Source organism: Leptolyngbya sp. AN02str (assembly GCF_050565595.1).
In the GTDB taxonomy this organism is placed as follows: Bacteria; Cyanobacteriota; Cyanobacteriia; order Elainellales; family Elainellaceae; genus Kaiparowitsia.
On sequence record NZ_JBNXVR010000004.1, the window covers coordinates 89096 to 106607 of the forward strand.

19 protein-coding genes and 1 pseudogene are annotated in these 17512 nt (G+C 49.4%); 7 read left to right on the plus strand and 13 right to left on the minus strand.

Annotated elements, in window-relative coordinates; genetic code table 11:
* Nucleotides 1-64: 64 nt before the first annotated feature.
* Together ACQ4M4_RS04580 and ACQ4M4_RS04585 are read left to right on the plus strand one after the other, a co-directional pair.
* Nucleotides 65-814, plus strand: coding sequence for an SDR family oxidoreductase (locus ACQ4M4_RS04580; RefSeq protein ID WP_430683286.1), 750 nt, complete (start codon nucleotides 65-67; stop codon nucleotides 812-814).
* 47 nt (nucleotides 815-861) lie between these two features.
* Complete coding sequence (locus ACQ4M4_RS04585; RefSeq protein ID WP_430683287.1) at nucleotides 862-1314, plus strand: ester cyclase; 453 nt, start codon at nucleotides 862-864, stop codon at nucleotides 1312-1314.
* 421 nt (nucleotides 1315-1735) lie between these two features.
* Here the strand turns inward: ACQ4M4_RS04585 and ACQ4M4_RS04590 are convergent, their stop codons facing one another.
* Together ACQ4M4_RS04590 and ACQ4M4_RS04595 are read right to left on the minus strand one after the other, a co-directional pair.
* The gene (locus ACQ4M4_RS04590) at nucleotides 1736-3133 is read right to left on the minus strand and encodes an FAD-containing oxidoreductase (RefSeq protein ID WP_430683288.1); all 1398 of its coding nucleotides are present in this window, start codon (nucleotides 3131-3133) and stop codon (nucleotides 1736-1738) included.
* Nucleotides 3133-3291 (minus strand): hypothetical protein, encoded by a 159-nt coding sequence (locus tag ACQ4M4_RS04595; RefSeq protein ID WP_430683289.1) that lies wholly within the window; start codon nucleotides 3289-3291, stop codon nucleotides 3133-3135. Before ACQ4M4_RS04595 ends, ACQ4M4_RS04590 begins: the two co-directional genes overlap by 1 nt.
* Nucleotides 3292-3510: 219 nt before the next feature.
* Between ACQ4M4_RS04595 and ACQ4M4_RS04600 the strand changes: the two genes are divergently transcribed.
* A complete protein-coding gene (locus tag ACQ4M4_RS04600) occupies nucleotides 3511-3687 on the plus strand; it encodes a hypothetical protein (RefSeq protein ID WP_430683290.1) in 177 nt (58 codons plus the stop codon).
* 81 nt (nucleotides 3688-3768) lie between these two features.
* Here the strand turns inward: ACQ4M4_RS04600 and ACQ4M4_RS04605 are convergent, their stop codons facing one another.
* From ACQ4M4_RS04605 to ACQ4M4_RS04630, 6 genes and pseudogenes are all read right to left on the minus strand, one after another.
* Nucleotides 3769-4002, minus strand: a complete 234-nt coding sequence (locus ACQ4M4_RS04605) for a hypothetical protein (RefSeq protein ID WP_430683291.1) — start codon at nucleotides 4000-4002, stop codon at nucleotides 3769-3771.
* Nucleotides 4003-4045: 43 nt separating this feature from the next.
* Entirely contained in the window at nucleotides 4046-4408 is a 363-nt protein-coding gene (locus tag ACQ4M4_RS04610; RefSeq protein WP_430683292.1) for a hypothetical protein, read from the minus strand.
* A 79-nt stretch (nucleotides 4409-4487) separates the two neighbouring features.
* A complete protein-coding gene (locus ACQ4M4_RS04615) occupies nucleotides 4488-5969 on the minus strand; it encodes a sensor histidine kinase (RefSeq protein ID WP_430683293.1) in 1482 nt (493 codons plus the stop codon).
* Nucleotides 5966-6649 carry a two-component system response regulator RppA gene (gene rppA / locus ACQ4M4_RS04620; protein ID WP_430683294.1) on the minus strand — a complete coding sequence of 228 codons (684 nt, stop codon included), beginning with the start codon at nucleotides 6647-6649 and terminating at the stop codon, nucleotides 5966-5968. Before rppA ends, ACQ4M4_RS04615 begins: the two co-directional genes overlap by 4 nt.
* 130 nt (nucleotides 6650-6779) lie before the next feature.
* Entirely contained in the window at nucleotides 6780-7061 is a 282-nt protein-coding gene (locus tag ACQ4M4_RS04625; protein ID WP_430683295.1) for a hypothetical protein, read from the minus strand.
* A 269-nt stretch (nucleotides 7062-7330) separates the two neighbouring features.
* Nucleotides 7331-8452, minus strand: a pseudogene (locus ACQ4M4_RS04630) (IS3 family transposase).
* Between the two features lie 306 nt (nucleotides 8453-8758).
* Here ACQ4M4_RS04630 and ACQ4M4_RS04635 point away from each other — a divergent pair.
* The 3 genes from ACQ4M4_RS04635 to ACQ4M4_RS04645 are packed head-to-tail and all read left to right on the plus strand — an operon-like array spanning nucleotide 8759 to nucleotide 10102.
* Nucleotides 8759-9214: a hypothetical protein gene (locus ACQ4M4_RS04635; RefSeq protein ID WP_430683296.1), complete on the plus strand. Its 456-nt coding sequence runs from the start codon at nucleotides 8759-8761 to the stop codon at nucleotides 9212-9214.
* Nucleotides 9201-9671, plus strand: coding sequence for a nucleoside 2-deoxyribosyltransferase domain-containing protein (locus ACQ4M4_RS04640; protein ID WP_430683297.1), 471 nt, complete (start codon nucleotides 9201-9203; stop codon nucleotides 9669-9671). Before ACQ4M4_RS04635 ends, ACQ4M4_RS04640 begins: the two co-directional genes overlap by 14 nt.
* A complete protein-coding gene (locus ACQ4M4_RS04645; RefSeq protein ID WP_430683298.1) occupies nucleotides 9668-10102 on the plus strand; it encodes a hypothetical protein in 435 nt (144 codons plus the stop codon). Before ACQ4M4_RS04640 ends, ACQ4M4_RS04645 begins: the two co-directional genes overlap by 4 nt.
* Nucleotides 10103-10139: 37 nt before the next feature.
* On the opposite strand, the gene ACQ4M4_RS04650 is transcribed toward ACQ4M4_RS04645, so the two are convergent.
* On the minus strand, nucleotides 10140-10403 hold the full coding sequence (locus tag ACQ4M4_RS04650) for a hypothetical protein (RefSeq protein WP_430683299.1): 264 nt from the start codon (nucleotides 10401-10403) through the stop codon (nucleotides 10140-10142).
* On the opposite strand from ACQ4M4_RS04650, the gene ACQ4M4_RS04655 reads away from it, so the two are divergent.
* A complete protein-coding gene (locus ACQ4M4_RS04655; protein WP_430683300.1) occupies nucleotides 10404-10544 on the plus strand; it encodes a hypothetical protein in 141 nt (46 codons plus the stop codon).
* Between the two features lie 99 nt (nucleotides 10545-10643).
* Here ACQ4M4_RS04655 and ACQ4M4_RS04660 read toward each other — a convergent pair whose 3' ends face one another.
* From ACQ4M4_RS04660 to ACQ4M4_RS04675, 4 genes are all read right to left on the minus strand, one after another.
* The gene (locus ACQ4M4_RS04660) at nucleotides 10644-11198 is read right to left on the minus strand and encodes a sensor histidine kinase (protein WP_430683301.1); all 555 of its coding nucleotides are present in this window, start codon (nucleotides 11196-11198) and stop codon (nucleotides 10644-10646) included.
* A gap of 42 nt (nucleotides 11199-11240) precedes the next feature.
* On the minus strand, nucleotides 11241-12182 hold the full coding sequence (locus ACQ4M4_RS04665; protein WP_430683302.1) for a response regulator: 942 nt from the start codon (nucleotides 12180-12182) through the stop codon (nucleotides 11241-11243).
* A gap of 161 nt (nucleotides 12183-12343) precedes the next feature.
* Nucleotides 12344-12793, minus strand: coding sequence for a response regulator (locus tag ACQ4M4_RS04670; protein WP_430683303.1), 450 nt, complete (start codon nucleotides 12791-12793; stop codon nucleotides 12344-12346).
* Entirely contained in the window at nucleotides 12768-17270 is a 4503-nt protein-coding gene (locus ACQ4M4_RS04675; RefSeq protein ID WP_430683304.1) for a PAS domain-containing protein, read from the minus strand. The genes ACQ4M4_RS04670 and ACQ4M4_RS04675 overlap by 26 nt, the downstream gene beginning before the upstream one ends.
* Nucleotides 17271-17512: the final 242 nt, after the last annotated feature.

Here is a 17512-nt window from a genome sequence, read left to right on the forward strand (position 1 = left end):
GACTTGTCTAATATTTTAGGGGTCGTTACTGTAACAGTACAGCCAGTTTATCCAGGAAAGCTCAATGGGCACGACGCAGAAAATTGCCGTAATCACGGGTAGCTATAAAGGGTTGGGGTTTGCGATCGCTCGCCAACTTGCACAGAAGGAAAATATTCGGGTGGTGCTGACCAGTCGTCAAGAGCAAGACGGTCTTGCGGCTCAACAGCGCCTATCTCAAGAAAACCTTCAAGTAGATTTTCATCCGTTAGATGTCACCAGTGATGCCAGTGTGCAGCAGTTTACAGCCTGGTTGCAACAGACGTACAGCAGAGTCGATATTCTAGTCAATAATGCGGGGATCAACCCCACGATGCAGCCCGAAGAATCCAGTTTGCTTACGGCTCAAATCGAAACGATGCTGGCAACTTTGGCAACCAATGTTTTAGCGGTTGCTCGTATCACTCAAGCGTTAGTGCCCTTGATGAAAGCGCAAAACTACGGGCGAATTGTCAACGTGTCTACTGAAATGGCTTCCCTGACTTCAATGGGCAGCGATTACTATCCCCTGGCTCCGTCCTATCGCTTGTCTAAAGTTGGGCTGAATGGGCTAACGGCACTCTGGGCAAAGGAACTTCAGGACACCAATATTTTAATCAATGCTTACTCTCCGGGCTGGATGCAAACCGACATGGGTGGCTCGAATGCGCCGTTCACTGCCGATGAGGGTGCCGAAACCGCCGTCTATTTGGCAACGCTTCCAGAGGGTGGAGCACAGGGCAAGTTTTTTGCAGAAATGCGGAAAGCTGGAGGTGCAGTGGCACTCGCTTGGTAATTTATCGAATCGAAACGACTCATTAAATACAGCAGGAATTAGGAATTATGACCCCAACGGAAGAACAAAACTTGGCGATCGCCCGTATCTTTATTGAGCAGTTTTTGGGCAAAGGTGATATGGCCGTAGCAGCAGATGTGCTGGACGAAAATGTCCAGGCAATCACCGGATTGAAGCCCGACGGACCGATTAATGGGCGTGAAGCCTACACGCAAGTGTTTAGTGCTTTTTTCGATGCCTTTCCTCCCCTTCCGGGCTTTGAGATGATGATTGAAGATATGTTTGCAGCCGGCGATCGGGTTGTCGTTCGGTTTCAATCCGTGCAAAAACATGCCAAAGAGTTTTTTGGTATTCCCGCTACCAATCGGGATATCACATTTATTGAAACCCATGTCATGCGGCTACGAGGGGGAAAGATTGTGGAGAATGTGGTCAGTGCGACGAATCTGGAGTTTGAAATGCTAATGGCTCCTGTTCTAACACCGCTTATTCTCAAGTAAAGTTGTGATGTTCTTCTTACCAAATTTGAATCTTTGCTCATTCATGGAGTGTTCCTCAACCTCGTCCTGCTAGGCTTGTTCAAAACTCACCACTAACTGCTCAAATTCGCTGACGTTCAGCCCTGTCAGTCTATGTATCACTTGTGGCTTATTCTGAACTTGCTCGTAACTCAGTATCCTCTGCTTCGCCGTTTACCCTTAACTTTTTCTTTGAATCTACTTGCTTCCGATTACGTTGTTAGAGAGTAGGGGAGATTGCTCTCTTAGAGCTGAGTTCTAAAGAGAATGTAAATATGGTTCAAGGCTAGGGGAGATAGCTTCTACCGTGAAAGGAGTTGTGTTCTCCAAATCTGCGATGAGTCGTCTACCCAATGTGGCCCGTCCCGATCGCAAACCCTTAACGATACTTTTCGCACCACCTCTAACGTTGTGTCACAAGCATTGACAGTGGCTGCATTTCGCCCAGGACTGTGGGAATAAGCTCAGACACGGTTGGGTGAATGGGTACGGCCCATTGCAGCGTGGTGTACGGCTGGTCAGCATTCATCATATCGAGCAGCCCGTGAATAGCCTCATCGCCGCCTGTGCCTAAAATTGCGGCACCGAGAATGCGGTGGGTTTCAGCATCAACCACAATTTTTATAAAGCCCTGGGTCTCGCCCTTCTCAATCGCCCGGCCAACCCGCGTCATCGATCTGATGCCCATGAGCAGCGGACGACCTGAAGCGCGCGCCTGCGCCTCTGTCATACCAACGCGCCCTAGGGGCGGATCGAGATAGAGGGCATAACCGGGGATGCGATCGCTGACCCGTTTGGCAGCGCCATCCAGCAGGTTAGCCGCGACGATCTCAAAATCGTTATAAGCCGTATGGGTGAATGCACCCCGTCCATTGCAGTCACCCAAAGCCCAAATACCCGGTACATTCGTGCGGAGTTGATCATCAACCGTGATATAGCCGTGGGCATCAGTGGCAACCCCAGCACGGTCGAGTCCCAGATCGTCAGTGTTGGGCTGCCGCCCGATCGCTAGCAAAACATGGCTGCCAATCACCTCGGGTGACCCTTCAGTACAATCAACCTGCACAGACACACCTTCCGAATGAGGTGCAAAGGCAATGCACTCAGCATTTGTGCGAATATGTACACCTTCTGCTTCAAGGATTTGCTGGATTGCGGCGGACACATCCTCATCCTCGCGGGTGACAAGGCGCAGGCTTTTTTCAATGACAGTCACCTCCGCGCCTAAGCGGCGATAAATCTGGGCAAACTCTAGCCCAATATAGCTACCTCCCACCACCACCAAATGCCGGGGAAGACTGTCCAGCGCCAAGATAGACGTGTTGGTTAGGTAATCGATTTCCTGTAGACCGGGCATCTCAGGTACCCGCGCACGACCTCCAACATTGATGAAAATTTGTGGTGCAGTGAGCCGTTCATCACCAACCCGTAGTGTGTTTACGTTCTCGAAATACGCTTGCCCGTGGAACATCGTCAAGTGTTCCATACTGCGCAGCCAAGTCTCAAGCCCATTGCGAGAGTTGGCTGCAACGGCATCAGCCCGCGCCTTAACTCGCTTCATATCAACCGCGATCTCCCCTGCGATCAGCACACCATAGTCGGCAGCGCGGCGGGCCATGTGAGCGGCATAGGCACTAGCAACAAGCGTTTTAGTCGGTGTGCAGCCCGTATTGACACAGGTGCCGCCAATCAGATGTCGCTCAATCAGCGCCACTCGCATGCCTGCGGCGGTCAGCCGTCCGGCCAGCGGTGGTCCTGCCTGACCAGCACCAATGATCAGCGCGTCAAAGGATTGAGTCATCACAGTAGCCCCACTACTAAAATAGCTTCACCGATCGCGACAACATTTTCGACCAGCGCCGCCGGTAGGTCACGATCAAAGGCAGTCGCGAGCCGAGAACGCACCGCTGCACCACCCAGCGTGCCAATCACCGCACCTAACGAAGAGATGGAGTTCACACGAATAGTGTCTCTCGTGGTAGCAATTCGGCATAAACTTGGTCAATTCCAATTGAATGCGCCACACTATTTGCTGTTTGTTGATTGTCTCATGTGAGCATCACGATCGCTTCAACTGCTTCGGGTCGAAGGGTATCGGCGATCGCGATTCATCCACCTAAGTAGGTGGCCATAGAAAGCTATGAAACAGCCAGAGTATTTATTATCCTTGCTATCCAGATGTCCGCTCCGTTACGAGTCAAGTTAACGATTGAAGAAGACACCACCCTACGAGAACTGAGTTTTTCATCAGTCGTTCCTGCTTCATTGAGGGCGGTCTCTCTCCACAACCACTGCATCGGTGGGGATCAGTTCTCCTGGTTTGACGCGATCGCGATCGCCCACCTGCAGTTCTGAAATGGGCAGGGTTCCCTCTTGCCCGTGAACTACCCCCGTGCGGTACCTACCGTCAAGCTCACTAAGCCACGGATGCCCCGCTCAGTCCGTAGCGTAGCCTTCCAACGCCCCACTGACGGAGAAAATCAGGATCAGAATGGCTCCATCTACAATCAGATAGTACTCCTGCCGCCACAGTCCTAGAAAAGCGGCTCCGAGGGCTGCCACAATCATCAACAGATCCACATCCAGTTCTTTTTCCTGGAGTAATGTAGTTAATCCTTCACGAGCACTTTCAAACCCGCCAATGACATAGGCAGTGTGCAAAAGGAACAACGTCAATCCTAGTCAATTGAACTGCAACGCGCTCCAGCCCTGATTAGCGGCGATCGCGCCCGCCTGCCCAGGGAGGACGACCTGACCCATTGCGAATGGTGATCACGTCACCATTGCTGCGGGTAATGCGGAAGGCGTCAAAGTCGTAATCATCGTATTCTCCAACCACGGTCAGTCGTTCACCTTGCTGGATAGAAATTTGGTGATACCAGGTAGGCCCCGCATCCACAATAATTTGTCCAGTACCATCATCCAAAATGAACTCGTTGCCAACCACGCTTTGCACCGTCCCTGAAATGGTGGTGCCAGCATTTCGGCGCAGTTGCTCAATGGGGGTTTGCGCGGTAGCCGACAATCCAGTAAAGCTAGAGATAACGACAACCAGTAAAGGAATCCATTGTTGCATTGAAGAATTTACCTATTCATCAATGCGACTGTAACGAGTTGAAATGACACCGAAATGACAGGGGGTAATGTGGATTGTTTCAAGGTTCTGTCGTGCTTAAAGGAAAGACAAGGGTGAAGGTACTGCCCTGATTCAGGGTGCTGCAAACCGAGAGCTGCCCCCCGTGGGCGTGAACGATATGTTGGGCGATCGCTAACCCCAATCCAAACCCATTTCTGACCCTGGCACGACTGGATCGGGTACGATAAAACCGTTCAAAAATATAAGGGAGATCGTCTTCTGCAATACCTATTCCAGTGTCTTGGATGGCGATCGCAACCTGCTGAGGATGAATGGATGTATGGAGGGAGATCGTGCCTCCTGCGGGAGTGTAACGGCAGGCATTACTGAGGAGGTTAGCGATCGCCTGTCGCAGAAGATTTGCATCCGCTTGCAGCACCACATCCTGGGATGGCAAATCGGTCAGTAGTTTCAAGTTGTGGTGTACAGCCTGGGGTTCCCAATCTTGGGCGATCGCCTCTAAAAATGGCACTAATTTTAAGGGTTGACGAACCTCTTCTGTTAGCTGCCCCTCATGTCGAGCCAGGAATAACAAGTCTCGCACCAGGGCACTCATCGATTGAGCCAAATTTTCTATTTTGACCAACCGCTGTCGGGGGGTTGTCCAATCCTCTTCAGAAGCGGTCAGACCCACATGGACATTGCTCAACACAGCAGCCAGGGGTGCCCGCAACTCATGGGATGCGTTGGCGGTGAAGCGTTGTAACTGGTCGTAAGCCTGCGTTAACTGCTGGTTGGTTTGTTCTAATCGTTGTTGGCGTAGTTTTAATTCTTGCTGCAATCGCCGGAACAGGTAAGTTGAGAAAATGCCACCCAAAATCCCAATCACTGCTGACAGCCACAGGACAAACCAGGTAATGCGGCGATAGGTTTCCAGATGTTCCTTACGAACTTGCAGCAAGCGTTCTTCCTCACCCGCAAACTGGTCGATGGCAAAACGGGTGGCATCCATCGAGGCTTTCCCTTCCTCCAGCCAATCGTAAAGAAGAGCCGCAGGAACGAGAGCATCTGGAGCGCGGTTGAGGGCAGCTAATTCCTGTTGGAGGGTTTGTTTTTGATAGAGGATTTGCAAGGTAGTATCGACGGATTGCCGAATTCTTTGCAGTTGTCGGGTCTGGGCGGGGTTGTCGCTGACCAATTCCTCCAATGTGTTGAGCGATAGGGGAATTTGTTGCTGAGCTTGTTGATAGGGTTCCAGAAACTCAGGGCGACGCGTTAACCCATAGCCCCGCACCCCCGTTTCAGCATCCAACAGAGCCGCCTGTAATCGTTTGGTTTCCAGCCGCACTCGCTGGGTATGCTGTACCCAAAATTCGTCTTCAACAAGGCTGGCTTTGAGCCATGCAAAGGCTCCCAGGGAGGTCAACAGGCAAACAATGGGAATAGACAGAATTAGCGTTCCCTGTTGCTGAGCCGACAGTGTTTTCAAAAAGCCTTGCCCACAATCTGTCAGGTGGGTCAGCCGTTTGCGCAGGGAATGATGGGAGGGAAACCATTTCATCCTGCGTCTCCGGGGCACAACAGCCGATAGCCTGTACCGTGGACGGTTTCGATCCAGGTTTCGCAGTTGAGAGACTTGAGCCGTTGACGGAGGCGGCGAATTAGGGTGGCAACGGCATTACTTTCCGGTTCTGTGCCCCATTGCCAAAGGGCTAACTCAATCTGATCACGGGTTAACACCTGCTTGGAATGGCGCATGAAATATTCCAGCAATTGAAATTCCCGACTGGATAGTGAGACGCTTACATCCTGCCGTTCGGCAGTCATGGTGCTTAGGTGCAGTTGCAAATCAGCAATACAGAGGATGTCGCCCGTCCATAGGGGCGATCGCCGTCCCAAGGCTCGTACCCGTGCCAGTAACTCTTTCACATCGGCGGGTTTAATTAAATAATCGTCTGCCCCTGCATCTAGACCCACCACACGATCTGAAATTGTATCTTTTGCGGTGAGCAGCAGAATGGGAGATCCTTTCCCTGCATCTCGATAGAGGCGACAAAGCTGGATGCCATCCAGATCGGGCAACATCCAATCCAGAATCAACAGGTCATACTCTTTTTCCCCCATCAACCACTGAGCCGTTTGTCCGTCTTCGACCGCATCGACGACATGACCCACCTGGCTGAGCGCGATCGCCAGGGGTTCCAGTTGTTCGGGGTCATCCTCAACAAACAGAATACGCATGGTTGATCGTCAGTTGTGTTAAGAGCGGTGGAGCGTGGTTATTTGCATGATTGACCACGCTCTAAAACACTATTGAGGCATGGGGGATAGAGCAATATATGAAGATTGCACAAGTCTTACCATAGCGAAATTAGCGATTGACTTGAATGGTAAACGCATCAAATTCCCGTCCCTCAAATTCGCCGGTAATAGTAACGCGATCGCCGACCTGGATATGTTGAGCAGTGTTATCTCCATAAACATCCCACGAGTCAACCCTAAACGTCCGATTTCCGGTATTCAAACGAAAACCATCCTCCCAAACCCGTTCCACAACTCCGGTATGGCTACTTTGTGCATCGCTGGGTGCAGCAGCTACTAAAGCCGCGACGCTGCTCAGACCCAATACAGCCACAATACCTAAACGATTCATAATTTGTTCCTCTCAAGTTAGAAGACTAGAAGCCATAGCGGTTTCTGTTCTCCGTAACATATCGAGGAGAAGTGACAGAGAAATGACAGGGTGTATATCCAGTCGCGGCGATTGTTTTGGCTGTTGATGCACAGCACAATTTCAAACAACGAACCAGCGGCTAGATTTCAGAGCTGAAATGGGGGTCGATGTTGAACTGAAGTGAACCCCTTGCTTCGGACAATAGATCGACGAATCTAAGGATATAACTCTCTTATATCACCATTCTTCTACTCCTGTTCATTCCATCTTTTTTCAAATTCATCTGGTGTTAGATAACCCAATGACGAATGGATTCGCTTCTTCATGTACACATGCTCTAAAAACTCCTCAATCTGTTCATACGCATCCCTGAAATTCTCACACTCTGTTAAATCAACTTCTTCCTCCTTAATCGTTCGCATTAATCGCTCTGCATACCCGTTCTGCCATGCCTGACCGACTTCTGCCATGCTGATTCTGACTCCCGCCTTCTGCAACTGTTTCACGTATTCATTGGCCGCATACTGCACTCCCTGGTCGGAATGATGAATCTCTGGTTGCCCCTTCTCGAAGGCTTTGTTCAATGCTGTCATCGTCAAGCTTCCGTCTATACTGCGTGCTAAATGCCAACCTCGGATACTGCGGGTGTAGATGTCCATCAGCACTGCCAGGTAAACAAACTCCTGCCGTAATTTGATGTAGGTGATGTCTCCAACCCAGACCTGATTTGGACGTTCAATCTGTAAGTTCATCACCAGGTTCGATGCCGTTTGAACCCATGATTGCTATTGGTCGTCCGCTTGCGCTTGACGGGACGTTTGCCCATCAACTGCAACTCCCGCATCAACCGAGCGACGCGCTTGTGGTTGACGACATGGCCTTGGCGCTTCAACATCGCGGGGATGCGACGGTAACCATAGGTGGGCTGCGCTCCAGCAAACGCGATAATGGCTGCTTTGAGAGCCGTTTCATCACACGGCGATCGCGCCTGGTAGTAGACCTGGCTGCGGGGATAATTGAGCACGTTACACACCACCACAATTGGGTACTGTTGGTTCAAATCCATCACCGCTGCCGTTTTTGTCCGGGTTCAAGTAGCTCGATGCTTTTTTTGCAATCTCAAGCTGCATCGTCAACTGCCCGACAAGGCGCTCTAAATCAGCAATGCGCTCATTGTCTCCGCTGCTGGCACTGTCTCGCTCAAACAGGCTGGGGGCTTGCTCTAAAAATTCTTTGCGCCAGCAGTTGAGGAGATTCGCATTCAATTTGTGCGCGCGACAAATCTCAGCCGATGTCTTCTCGCCGCTGAGCACTTGCAAGACGACTTTTGCCTTAAATTCTGCGCTGTGTTGGCGACGATTTGCTGCCATAATCCTGTTCCCTTCTAGGACAAGAATTCTACTCTTAGCCTTCTGTCCGAAAGCTGGGAGTGTGGCAGTCAAACGGGCGATCGTACTGAACAAGAAGCCTGGAGCGATTTGACACTCAATTGGGTTGGGAATTAGAGGATGAGACCCGCGTCAAGAAATTATCTGGTTACTGCGCTTTAAAGTGCCGCAAAATCAGGTTTTTCATGGGCATGCCCCAGCGAGTTACTTCCCTTGCTTGCAGGAATGGGGCTACGAATCCGTGAAGCAAGAACTGATCCAGCTGTTCCTGACACGGGAGTTACCTTGATGGATGATCCAGCCCTATTCGCTCTGTTGCAACCCTGGTTTTGGTCCCGGCCGGTCAATGCATCGTTGGATTTTACGACTCAACCCATTCAATCCATTCCGGCTCATTTAGAAGCAACGATTACCCATTACGAACCTTACCGTTCCCAGGCATTACAGGATGCGCGGCTCTGGTTACAGTTACCGCTTGCAATTGGCATTGGGTTGGAAGCCATTCCGATCGAACCGTTTGAGATTCGAGCTATCGAGCGCTGGCAGGAAGCAGTGTCTCCGTTAGCTCTGCGCTTAGAATGGTCGGTCAGAATGGCAGGAGACGACATTGACTGGACAACCGATAGCATTCACTGTGTGGCACGAGAAGCAGGACACTGGCGGATCGTTGCCCTCCTTTTTGATACCCAACGAGTGAAAGTGCAGAGATCGTTACCCGTGGAATGTGACTATGAATTACATTGAATGTCCTCATACGGCTGAAACCTCACCGAGCCTTTTTCTGGCAGGGGGAATTACAGGCTGCCCCGACTGGCAGGCGATCGTGGTTGAGCAACTGAAAGAGATGCCCTTGACCCTGTTCAATCCCCGGCGATCGCAGTTTCCTATCCACGATCCTGCAGCCTCAGAAGTTCAGATTCGCTGGGAGTATGACCATTTACGAAAGGCAGATGCAATTCTGTTCTGGTTTCCGTGTGAAACACTTTGCCCTATCGTGCTTTATGAATTAGGAGCCTGGTCGATGACGACGAAACCACTCTTTGTAGGGATCCATCCCCAATATCAACGCCACCAGGATGTGCAAATTCAAACCGCGTTAGTTCGTCCAGATGTGGCGATCGCCCATTCCCTGGAGGATTTAGTGTACCAAGTTCGACACTGGTTACACTCTTCACAGCTAGACTCAAGAGGACTGATATGACGGCTCAAGTCGATGAGATCCTTCTTTTTAATGGCAACAAAACGTCGATCACATTTCATTCACCGTTGCCAAATTCACATCCGGGCATCATTAAAGTAGACAATAAAGATAGCAAAAATGTTGATCCTGTCATCGGCTCCACTGCTTGTTGGCGAGGCTATACCGACATCTGGGAGATTCAGAACGACCAACTCTATCTGATTGACATTGTGGGGTGTTACCAAATGATTGACACTAACCCAATTTTTGCCGATTGGGTTAGTGGATTGATGCATGTCCCCCAAGGCAAGCTGGTGTATTGCGATCGCTCAGGTGCCAAGGTTTACGAAATCGCTAAGTTCACAGCTAATATCCAAGTCGGGTTAATCACCCATGACATGGATAGCCTTGCAATATCCCAAAAGCTTTGTTTGGCAAGGATTGTGCAATAACTCTTACTATGGCCATTTTCCAAGACTTGATATAAGTTCACACCCGACTCGTCCAGGAACACAAAGTTGCAAGGGTTAACCCAGTCGAGCCAGCGCCAATACTCATGGCGCAGAACTTGCACCCGCTCACTGTCCTGCTCATTGGCGTATCGTGTTTTTTTGTGCTCAAGCTCAAGCGTTGGATGCAGCGATGCATCGTGACTCGGCTGACTGAAATGCCCGTTTGTTGAGTGAACTGCTCTGCTAATTCAGTTAAATAAGCATCGGGTTGAGCCTGAATCAGGCGCTGAACTAAACCCATATGTTCGTCCCGGATTTTAGGTGGATGATTGCCGCCTTTCGGTTTCGCCGTCGCTTGTCCGCTCTGGCGGTGGTGTCGCAGGAGTCGTTGGACAAAACTGGGACTGACTTGAAAACGTTGAGCCTGCTCATCGACCACTAGAGTCTACCAGAGCCTTTAGGCTATTTACCTGAAACTAGCTGTAAGTTTACGCACGAGACGGTACGGAACTGGGAAGAACGCTTTGCCGCATCACTGTTGTCATTGCAGGCAGTAATCTTCCGGAGCCTGTTCGTGTTCTGGTTGCATTAGGTTGCGTGGGAGGATGACTGTGAAAGTAGTTCCAATCCCTTCTCGACTTTCAAAATGAATTTGACCCTGGAGCAGATCTACGCAACGTTTAACAATCGCTAATCCTAGGCCTGTTCCTTGAATTCCAGACACATTCGAAGCTCTGTGAAATGCCTCAAACAATTTTGATTGGTCTTTTTTGGGAACACCAATTCCTTGGTCTTGAATATGAAACTTAGCTTGATTATCCTGGCAACTTAATGTGAAACGAACCGCACTTCCCTCGCTGGAATATTTGATCGCATTTGAGAACAAGTTGTCTAAAATATGCCGAAGTAGACCAACATCTACTTCGGCTTGAGTACAATCTCCTTCTGTCGAAAAGAGGATCTGATGGGAGCGTCCTCCGGTTAGTTGAAAAGCTTCTACAATTTCATAGCAAAATTCTTTGAGCTCAAGTCGAGTATATTCAACTTCAACCCGTCCGGATTCCGTGCGACCGAGTAAGAGGATTTCATCAAGCAAGTGAAGTGTTTGATCAATTGCATCATGAATACGTTCAAAACATTACGCTTTTTGCTCTGCTGGCGGATCGCAATCTTCTAAAAAATCAATTCCAAAACTAATTGATGATATGGGGTTACGAAACTCATGCGAAACCATTGAAATAAAACTATTTTTCATCTGGTTTAGTTCTCGTTCCTTCTCAAGAGAACGCCGGATGTTTTCCTCTGCTCGTTTGAGTTTACTAATGTCTCTCCCTTCTGCAATTAACAAAGCAATGCAGCCATTCTCACCTCTCATCGGCTTAATGGAAACGTCAAACCACCACAAATTGCCCTTTGGTGTATAGGCTTGAAGCTCTGAACGCACAGTTTCACCCTGGGAGGCTCTTAGCACCGCTTCTTGCAACCAGAACTGGGATTTTTCACTGGATTGCCAACAGGGAGCCTCCCAGATAGGCTGATTGAGAATAATTTCATGTTGAAAGCCGCAGGCTTCTCTCGTAGGCTGATTGATATCCAGAACCACACCAACGGGACTGAGTAACCCCATGAACTGAAAAGTCTGGTTGAACACTTCACGAAAACGGTGTTCACTCTCCTGCAGTCGTTTTAAGATGTGTGACCGCTCGATCGCATAGCTCACTGACTTTAGCAGTAGTTCTGCGGAGACTTGTCCTTTAACTAGATAATCCTGGGCACCCTGAGCGACTGCTTGTCGAGCAAACGACTCATCCTGTAACCCTGTTAGCACCACAATCGGGAGGTAGGGGAAAGCGGTTTGAACTTGAGTAACTGTTTCAAGCCCTTGAGAGTCAGGGAGTGAAAGGTCAAGGAGAATGACATCAAACTGAATTTGATGCAAATGATCTAAGGCAGGTTTTAGGCGTTTGGTATGAGTGATTTTCCAGGATTTTGCCTCACTATGTTGTAACAACTTCATCAATAAGGCAACATCTGCGGGGTTATCTTCCACCAACAGGGCAGAAATCACATCAGCACTCATAAACTGCCTACCTGATGTCAAGTAAATTTCAAGTCGAGAAATAAAATAGTTGAATTGCTATCTATTTCAAAGCCTATATTTCTTTGCAAAAGAATTAAATGCTCGTAGACCTTTTGTTATTTTTCCCAGATTCAGGGTGAATGACACAAAAGCTTAAAAAATCATGAACTTTGCTCAGGGGGAAGTTCGACCAAGGCAAACCAGAAATGCTCAATCGACTTGACTACCTCGACAAACTGGTCCAAATTAACGGGTTTAACCAGGTAGCAGTTGGCATGGAGTTGATAGCTTCTCAGGATATCGGCTTCGTCGGAGGAGGTTGTCAGAATCGCAACAGGGATTGTCATCAAATTGTCATCTGCTTTGATTTCAGCCAGAAGTTCACGCCCATTTTTTTTAGGTAAATTTAAATCCAGCAGAATCATATCAGGGCGGGGAGCATCAACATGTTTCCCTCTTTGATAAAGAAAATCACTGGCTTCAACCCCATCTCGAACCAGATGGATCTCGTTCAAAAACTTGCTGCCTTTTAACGTTCTTTGAATGAGAATGGCATCACTTTTGGAGTCTTCAACAAGCAAAATTTTAAGTAACCGAGCGTGGGTTGCCATCTTGAGTCCTTATTGAGAGGGGGATTGTGAAGAAGAAGGTTGCTCCCTGCCCCAGTCGGGACTCAACCCAGATCTGCCCTTGGTGCCGCTCGATGATTTTTTGGCAAATGGCTAATCCTAACCCGGTGCCAGAATATTCATCGCTGGTATGCAGGCGTTGAAAGATACCAAAGATACGCTCAGCATACCGAGGTTCTATTCCAATGCCATTATCCTGAATAGAGAACAACCATTCTTCAGCTCCTATTCTCAAGTGTGAAGAACCAGTATGGCTGAAATCATCGGTATCTTCCACTATATGGCTTCTGACTGAAATGTGAATTTGTGGATTTGCTTCACTCCGGTACTTTAGAGAATTGCCAATCAAATTTTGCAGGAGATTTTTCATTTGATTCGGATCTGCGGTGATGGTTGGCAACAGATCTGCGGTGATTGTCGCCTGGTTTTCAGCGATCGCCACTTGTAAATCATTCTTGACTCGTTCCAATAGAGCATTGCAATCAACGGGTTGGAGTTGCAGTTCATATCGCCCCACTCTAGAGTAGGTCAGCAAATCTCTGATCAACTGTTGCATCCGGGTTGCGCCATCTACAATAAACTCGATGTACATATCGGCATCGCCATCGAGTTGCTCCTTGTAATCCTGCGCCAGGAGTTGGGTAAAACTGGTAATGGCTCTCAGCGGTTCCTGTAAATCGTGAGAGGCGACATAGGCAAACTGTTCTAGCTCCTGATTAGAACGTTGCAACTCTTCGGCTAGCTTGCGGGCAGACTTTTCGGCTTGCCTCAAAGAAGTGATATCTCGTCCGATGGTCATCACCGAAACAATGGAATGATCGACTCCCCGTTCTGGCACAACATATACTTGATAACTCCTAAGTTCATCCCCATTCATTACGCTAAATTCATCAATGCGCACTTTGCCTTCGCTAAAGACGGTTTCCAGGGAAGTCTCCCAAAACTGAGCAAGGTCTTCTGGATAACCCAACTCGGATGGCGTTTTGCCCAGGAAGAATTCAGGAGGCATGCCCAGGGATTGGATACATGCGGGATTGATATAAAGGCAGTGATGCTGGCGATCGTGGCGAGTGATCACATCTGGCGTATTCTCCACCAACGTCCGAAATTCTTGCTCTCGTTGCGCTAAGAGTACATTGGTTTCCCGCAATTCTTGGGTGCGTTGTTGCACCTGCCGTTCCAGTTCATCGCGGGCGGTTCTCAAGACTTGTTCTGCCTGTTTTTGCCAGGTAATGTCTTGAGTCATGAGCATACCCAATGGTACGAATCCCTGGTCATCATACACAGGTAGGCAATGAAGACAATAGGTGCGATCGCCAAAGGGAATTTCTAGAGTCTCTGAATCACCTGAAAGTGCCGCTCTGTAAAGCGGTTCAAGAAGTTGACAGGTTTGAGGATCTAGCACTTCCCAAATGGTCTTTCCTTCGAGGGATGTCCGATCCATGCCAGCGTGAGCTAATCCCTGCCCCTCTGCCAATACATAGCGCAGGTCGTGATCAAAGAGAAACACAGCTCCATTGGGAAAGTTTTGAGCTAATGTGCGATATCGTTCCTGACTTGCTCGCAAAGCGGCTTCTGCTTGTTTACGCTCGGTGATATCCATCACGATTCCTGCCATTCTGGCGGATTGGCTTAACTCGTCATAAAACATTTGCCCAAGCCCGTTGACCCATCGCAACGACCCATCGGGCAGCAGAATGCGGTATTCAACGTTGATGTTTTTGCCTTGAGCGATCGCTTCCGTTGTTTCTTGCTCCACCCATCCCCGATCATCTGGATGCAAGCGGCTAAACCCATTCTCATAAGACGGTTCGAGACTGCCGGGTTCCAGACCAAACACCCGGTAATATTCATCTGACCAATACAAGTCATTGGTTGCGAGTTCCCACGTCCAGGCTCCGGCTTTTGCAGCGTGCAGGGCTAACGTCAACTGTTGTCCGCTGTTGCGTAATGCCAGTTCTGCCCGTTTGCGATCGGTGATATTCAAAAAGGCCCCAATACTGCCCCTTGGCTGTCCAGATTCATCTAATAAGGGAGCCGCATATTCCAGAAGCGTGACGGTTGTACCATCCTGCCACACCACATCCACTTCTAAATCTCGAATTTCAACGCCATGAGCCGCCGCATATTGGAGCGGTAATTCTTCAGGTGCCAGTTCTCGCCCATTCTGGTAAACCTTGAAGCTGGTTGGACGCTCCTCTTCGGGTGCGCTAAGAGACGCATTGACCGTAGGCGGAATCCCAAGCGCATCGGCAAAGGCAGGGTTCACTCGAATATGCCGACAGTCTGGATCTTCGGCAATGCCAATGCCGATTGGAATGACATCCAATAACGTTTGTAATTCAGTCACTCGTCGCTGGAGTTCCTGATTTAATTGCAAAATGGATGCCTCTGACTGTTTACGGTCAGTAACATCGGTAACAATGCCATCCCAAGTTGTATCGCCATTGCTTAGTCTTGTGGGAGTTGACGAAGTCTGCACCCACCGCAGTGTTCCAGAGGCAGGTAGGAGGCGAAATTCGATATTCAGTAACTCTAAATTTTCGGCAGATGCCGCAACAGCAGCGTTGACTCGTTCGACATCTTCTGGATGAACGATTTGCCAGGCCAGGCTAAAGTTTTGCTGCAAGGTTTCTGGCTCATATTCATAAATCTCTCGACATTGAGGACTAATGTAGGCGAGTTCATCGCTGCCATCCGGGTGTACCACATACTGGTAGATCGCGCCCGGAACGTTGGCAACCAAGCGCTGGAACCGTTCTTCACTCGCTCGCACTCGCTCAGTTGCTTCTTTGCGATCGCTAATATCCTGTGCCGTTCCCACCATTCGTATGGGCTGTCCATTGGTATCGTAGAAAGCTTTTCCTCTGGCAGCAATCCAGTGAATGCTATTGTCCGGCCAAACGGTGCGGTACTCGATGTTATAGTCAACCTTTTGCTCTAGAGCGTGGGTGACTGCCGCTTGGGTGAAATCGCGATCGTCTGGGTGAAGGGCATTCAAAAACGCCTCATAACTTATTGGCACATCTGGCGCAATCCCAAACAAAGTCTTGCAGCGATCGGTCCAGACCAACTCATTCTGACGGATATTCCAGAACCACATCCCTAAATCAGCCGCTTCAGTGGCTAATCGGGTACGCTCTTCTTGCTCTTGCAAAACCTGAACCGCTCGTGTGTGTTCAATGGTTGACCAGAGACGGGCAACTACTTTCTGCAGTAAGGCAACCTGATCGGGTCGCCACTCTTGTGCGGTTCTGGCATTGATGGCGAGTACAGCGACCCAGTGCCCTTCATAAAGACAGGGAATCCCCACAAAAGCGCGAATATCCTGCTCGGCAAAATTCTGAGCAAAGGGAGCGGTGTAAGGATGGGTCGCTACATCGGGAACAACAGCAGGTTGCCCCGCATGGAACTGCGTAATCATGTCTGGCAAAATAGACTCTGATAAACGAGTTACACCCACCACGCTGGAAATAGTTGGATCTCGTCGCCAGTCTTGGGTAACGATCGCCAGATCTTCCTGCACATTGACTTCGTGCCACACACAGCGCTCGACGTTGAGATATTCCCCAATGCGGCTGATGGCTTCCCAGACCATTGCATCTGTATCTGAAAGCTGGCGCAATTGCAGATCGAGGTCGCTGAGAAACTGCTCGTTGCGTTGAGCTATCTTGCGATCGCTAATATCTTCAAAAGTGCTAACCGTTGAAACGACTTGTCCATCCTGATCCAGGATGGGGGTCGCGCTAACAGAGAAAACGGTTGTTGTGCCATCTTCCCGCCGATAGTACATTTCCTTAGCTTTGACCACTTCACCCGACAAAAGGGAACGAGCGATCGGGTATTCGTCTGGTTGATACGACGGTCCATCGGCGTGGATTGCACCATACCGGACGTAGTCCTGGTACGTGTCTGAATCTATCAGGGGATGCCTCAGTAACCGACCCGCTTCTACATTGTGGAAGAGGAGCTTGCCAGAAGGAGCTTCTGCGATCGCCACCCCCACAGGCATTTGTTGGAGGATCTGTTCTAACTGATACCGCTCTACTTTTAACTGTTGGAGCAGCACCTCTACCTCGCTACGGGCAGCTTGTTCTTGTTGCAAAAGCTGCTTACGTTCTGCTGCGATTCGTTTGCTTTCTTGTAAACTGGCAGTTAACACATTGATGATGAGACCCACCCCTAAAACGAAAAATAGCCAGAGGAACTCAGAAAAACTTGAGATGCGGATTTGGCGAGTAGGGGGGATGAAGTAATAATTAAGTGCCAGTGCAGATAAGACAACCGCTACAATTCCGGGTCGCCTCCCGCCATACCATGTGGTAATCGCGATCGCCATATAAAAGAAAACTCCGGTGGTTTGAGCCAAAATGGTTTCTAACCAAAGAGTTAGCAGGAGGGCAATTACCGTTACACCGATCGCCACACCATAGGTCAAAAATCGCCGAATTGTGATCATTTTTGATGCCTGCTATGATGCAATTTTTAGAAAAGCACAATGGAGAACTGTTTGCTATATCACTAATCTGCCGAAATCATTAGCGTTGGCTGGTTGTGTTTCACAGTTGTGGTTTTTTTTGGTGGCTGGTGCGGAGCGCGCCCCCCCCCCCCCCCCACCACACACATCCACATGTCTAGAACATTACCGCAGAAACTAATGCATCTGGTTCGATCGGCTTAGGCACATGCTGTTGATAAATG

Excerpts from the sequence above, each read along its gene's own strand:
- ACQ4M4_RS04670 (WP_430683303.1), bottom strand. The coding sequence starts at position 12,793 with ATGGCAACCCACGCTCGGTTACTTAAAATTTTGCTTGTTGAAGACTCC.
- ACQ4M4_RS04625 (WP_430683295.1), bottom strand. The coding sequence starts at position 7,061 with ATGAATCGTTTAGGTATTGTGGCTGTATTGGGTCTGAGCAGCGTCGCG.
- ACQ4M4_RS04640 (WP_430683297.1), top strand. The coding sequence starts at position 9,201 with ATGAATTACATTGAATGTCCTCATACGGCTGAAACCTCACCGAGCCTT.
- ACQ4M4_RS04610 (WP_430683292.1), bottom strand. The coding sequence starts at position 4,408 with ATGCAACAATGGATTCCTTTACTGGTTGTCGTTATCTCTAGCTTTACT.
- ACQ4M4_RS04665 (WP_430683302.1), bottom strand. The coding sequence starts at position 12,182 with ATGAGTGCTGATGTGATTTCTGCCCTGTTGGTGGAAGATAACCCCGCA.
- ACQ4M4_RS04675 (WP_430683304.1), bottom strand. The coding sequence starts at position 17,270 with ATGATCACAATTCGGCGATTTTTGACCTATGGTGTGGCGATCGGTGTA.
- rppA (WP_430683294.1), bottom strand. The coding sequence starts at position 6,649 with ATGCGTATTCTGTTTGTTGAGGATGACCCCGAACAACTGGAACCCCTG.
- ACQ4M4_RS04585 (WP_430683287.1), top strand. The coding sequence starts at position 862 with ATGACCCCAACGGAAGAACAAAACTTGGCGATCGCCCGTATCTTTATT.
- ACQ4M4_RS04600 (WP_430683290.1), top strand. The coding sequence starts at position 3,511 with ATGTCCGCTCCGTTACGAGTCAAGTTAACGATTGAAGAAGACACCACC.
- ACQ4M4_RS04650 (WP_430683299.1), bottom strand. The coding sequence starts at position 10,403 with ATGGGTTTAGTTCAGCGCCTGATTCAGGCTCAACCCGATGCTTATTTA.
- ACQ4M4_RS04590 (WP_430683288.1), bottom strand. The coding sequence starts at position 3,133 with ATGACTCAATCCTTTGACGCGCTGATCATTGGTGCTGGTCAGGCAGGA.
- ACQ4M4_RS04635 (WP_430683296.1), top strand. The coding sequence starts at position 8,759 with ATGGATGATCCAGCCCTATTCGCTCTGTTGCAACCCTGGTTTTGGTCC.
- ACQ4M4_RS04580 (WP_430683286.1), top strand. The coding sequence starts at position 65 with ATGGGCACGACGCAGAAAATTGCCGTAATCACGGGTAGCTATAAAGGG.
- ACQ4M4_RS04645 (WP_430683298.1), top strand. The coding sequence starts at position 9,668 with ATGACGGCTCAAGTCGATGAGATCCTTCTTTTTAATGGCAACAAAACG.
- ACQ4M4_RS04615 (WP_430683293.1), bottom strand. The coding sequence starts at position 5,969 with ATGAAATGGTTTCCCTCCCATCATTCCCTGCGCAAACGGCTGACCCAC.
- ACQ4M4_RS04655 (WP_430683300.1), top strand. The coding sequence starts at position 10,404 with ATGTTCGTCCCGGATTTTAGGTGGATGATTGCCGCCTTTCGGTTTCGC.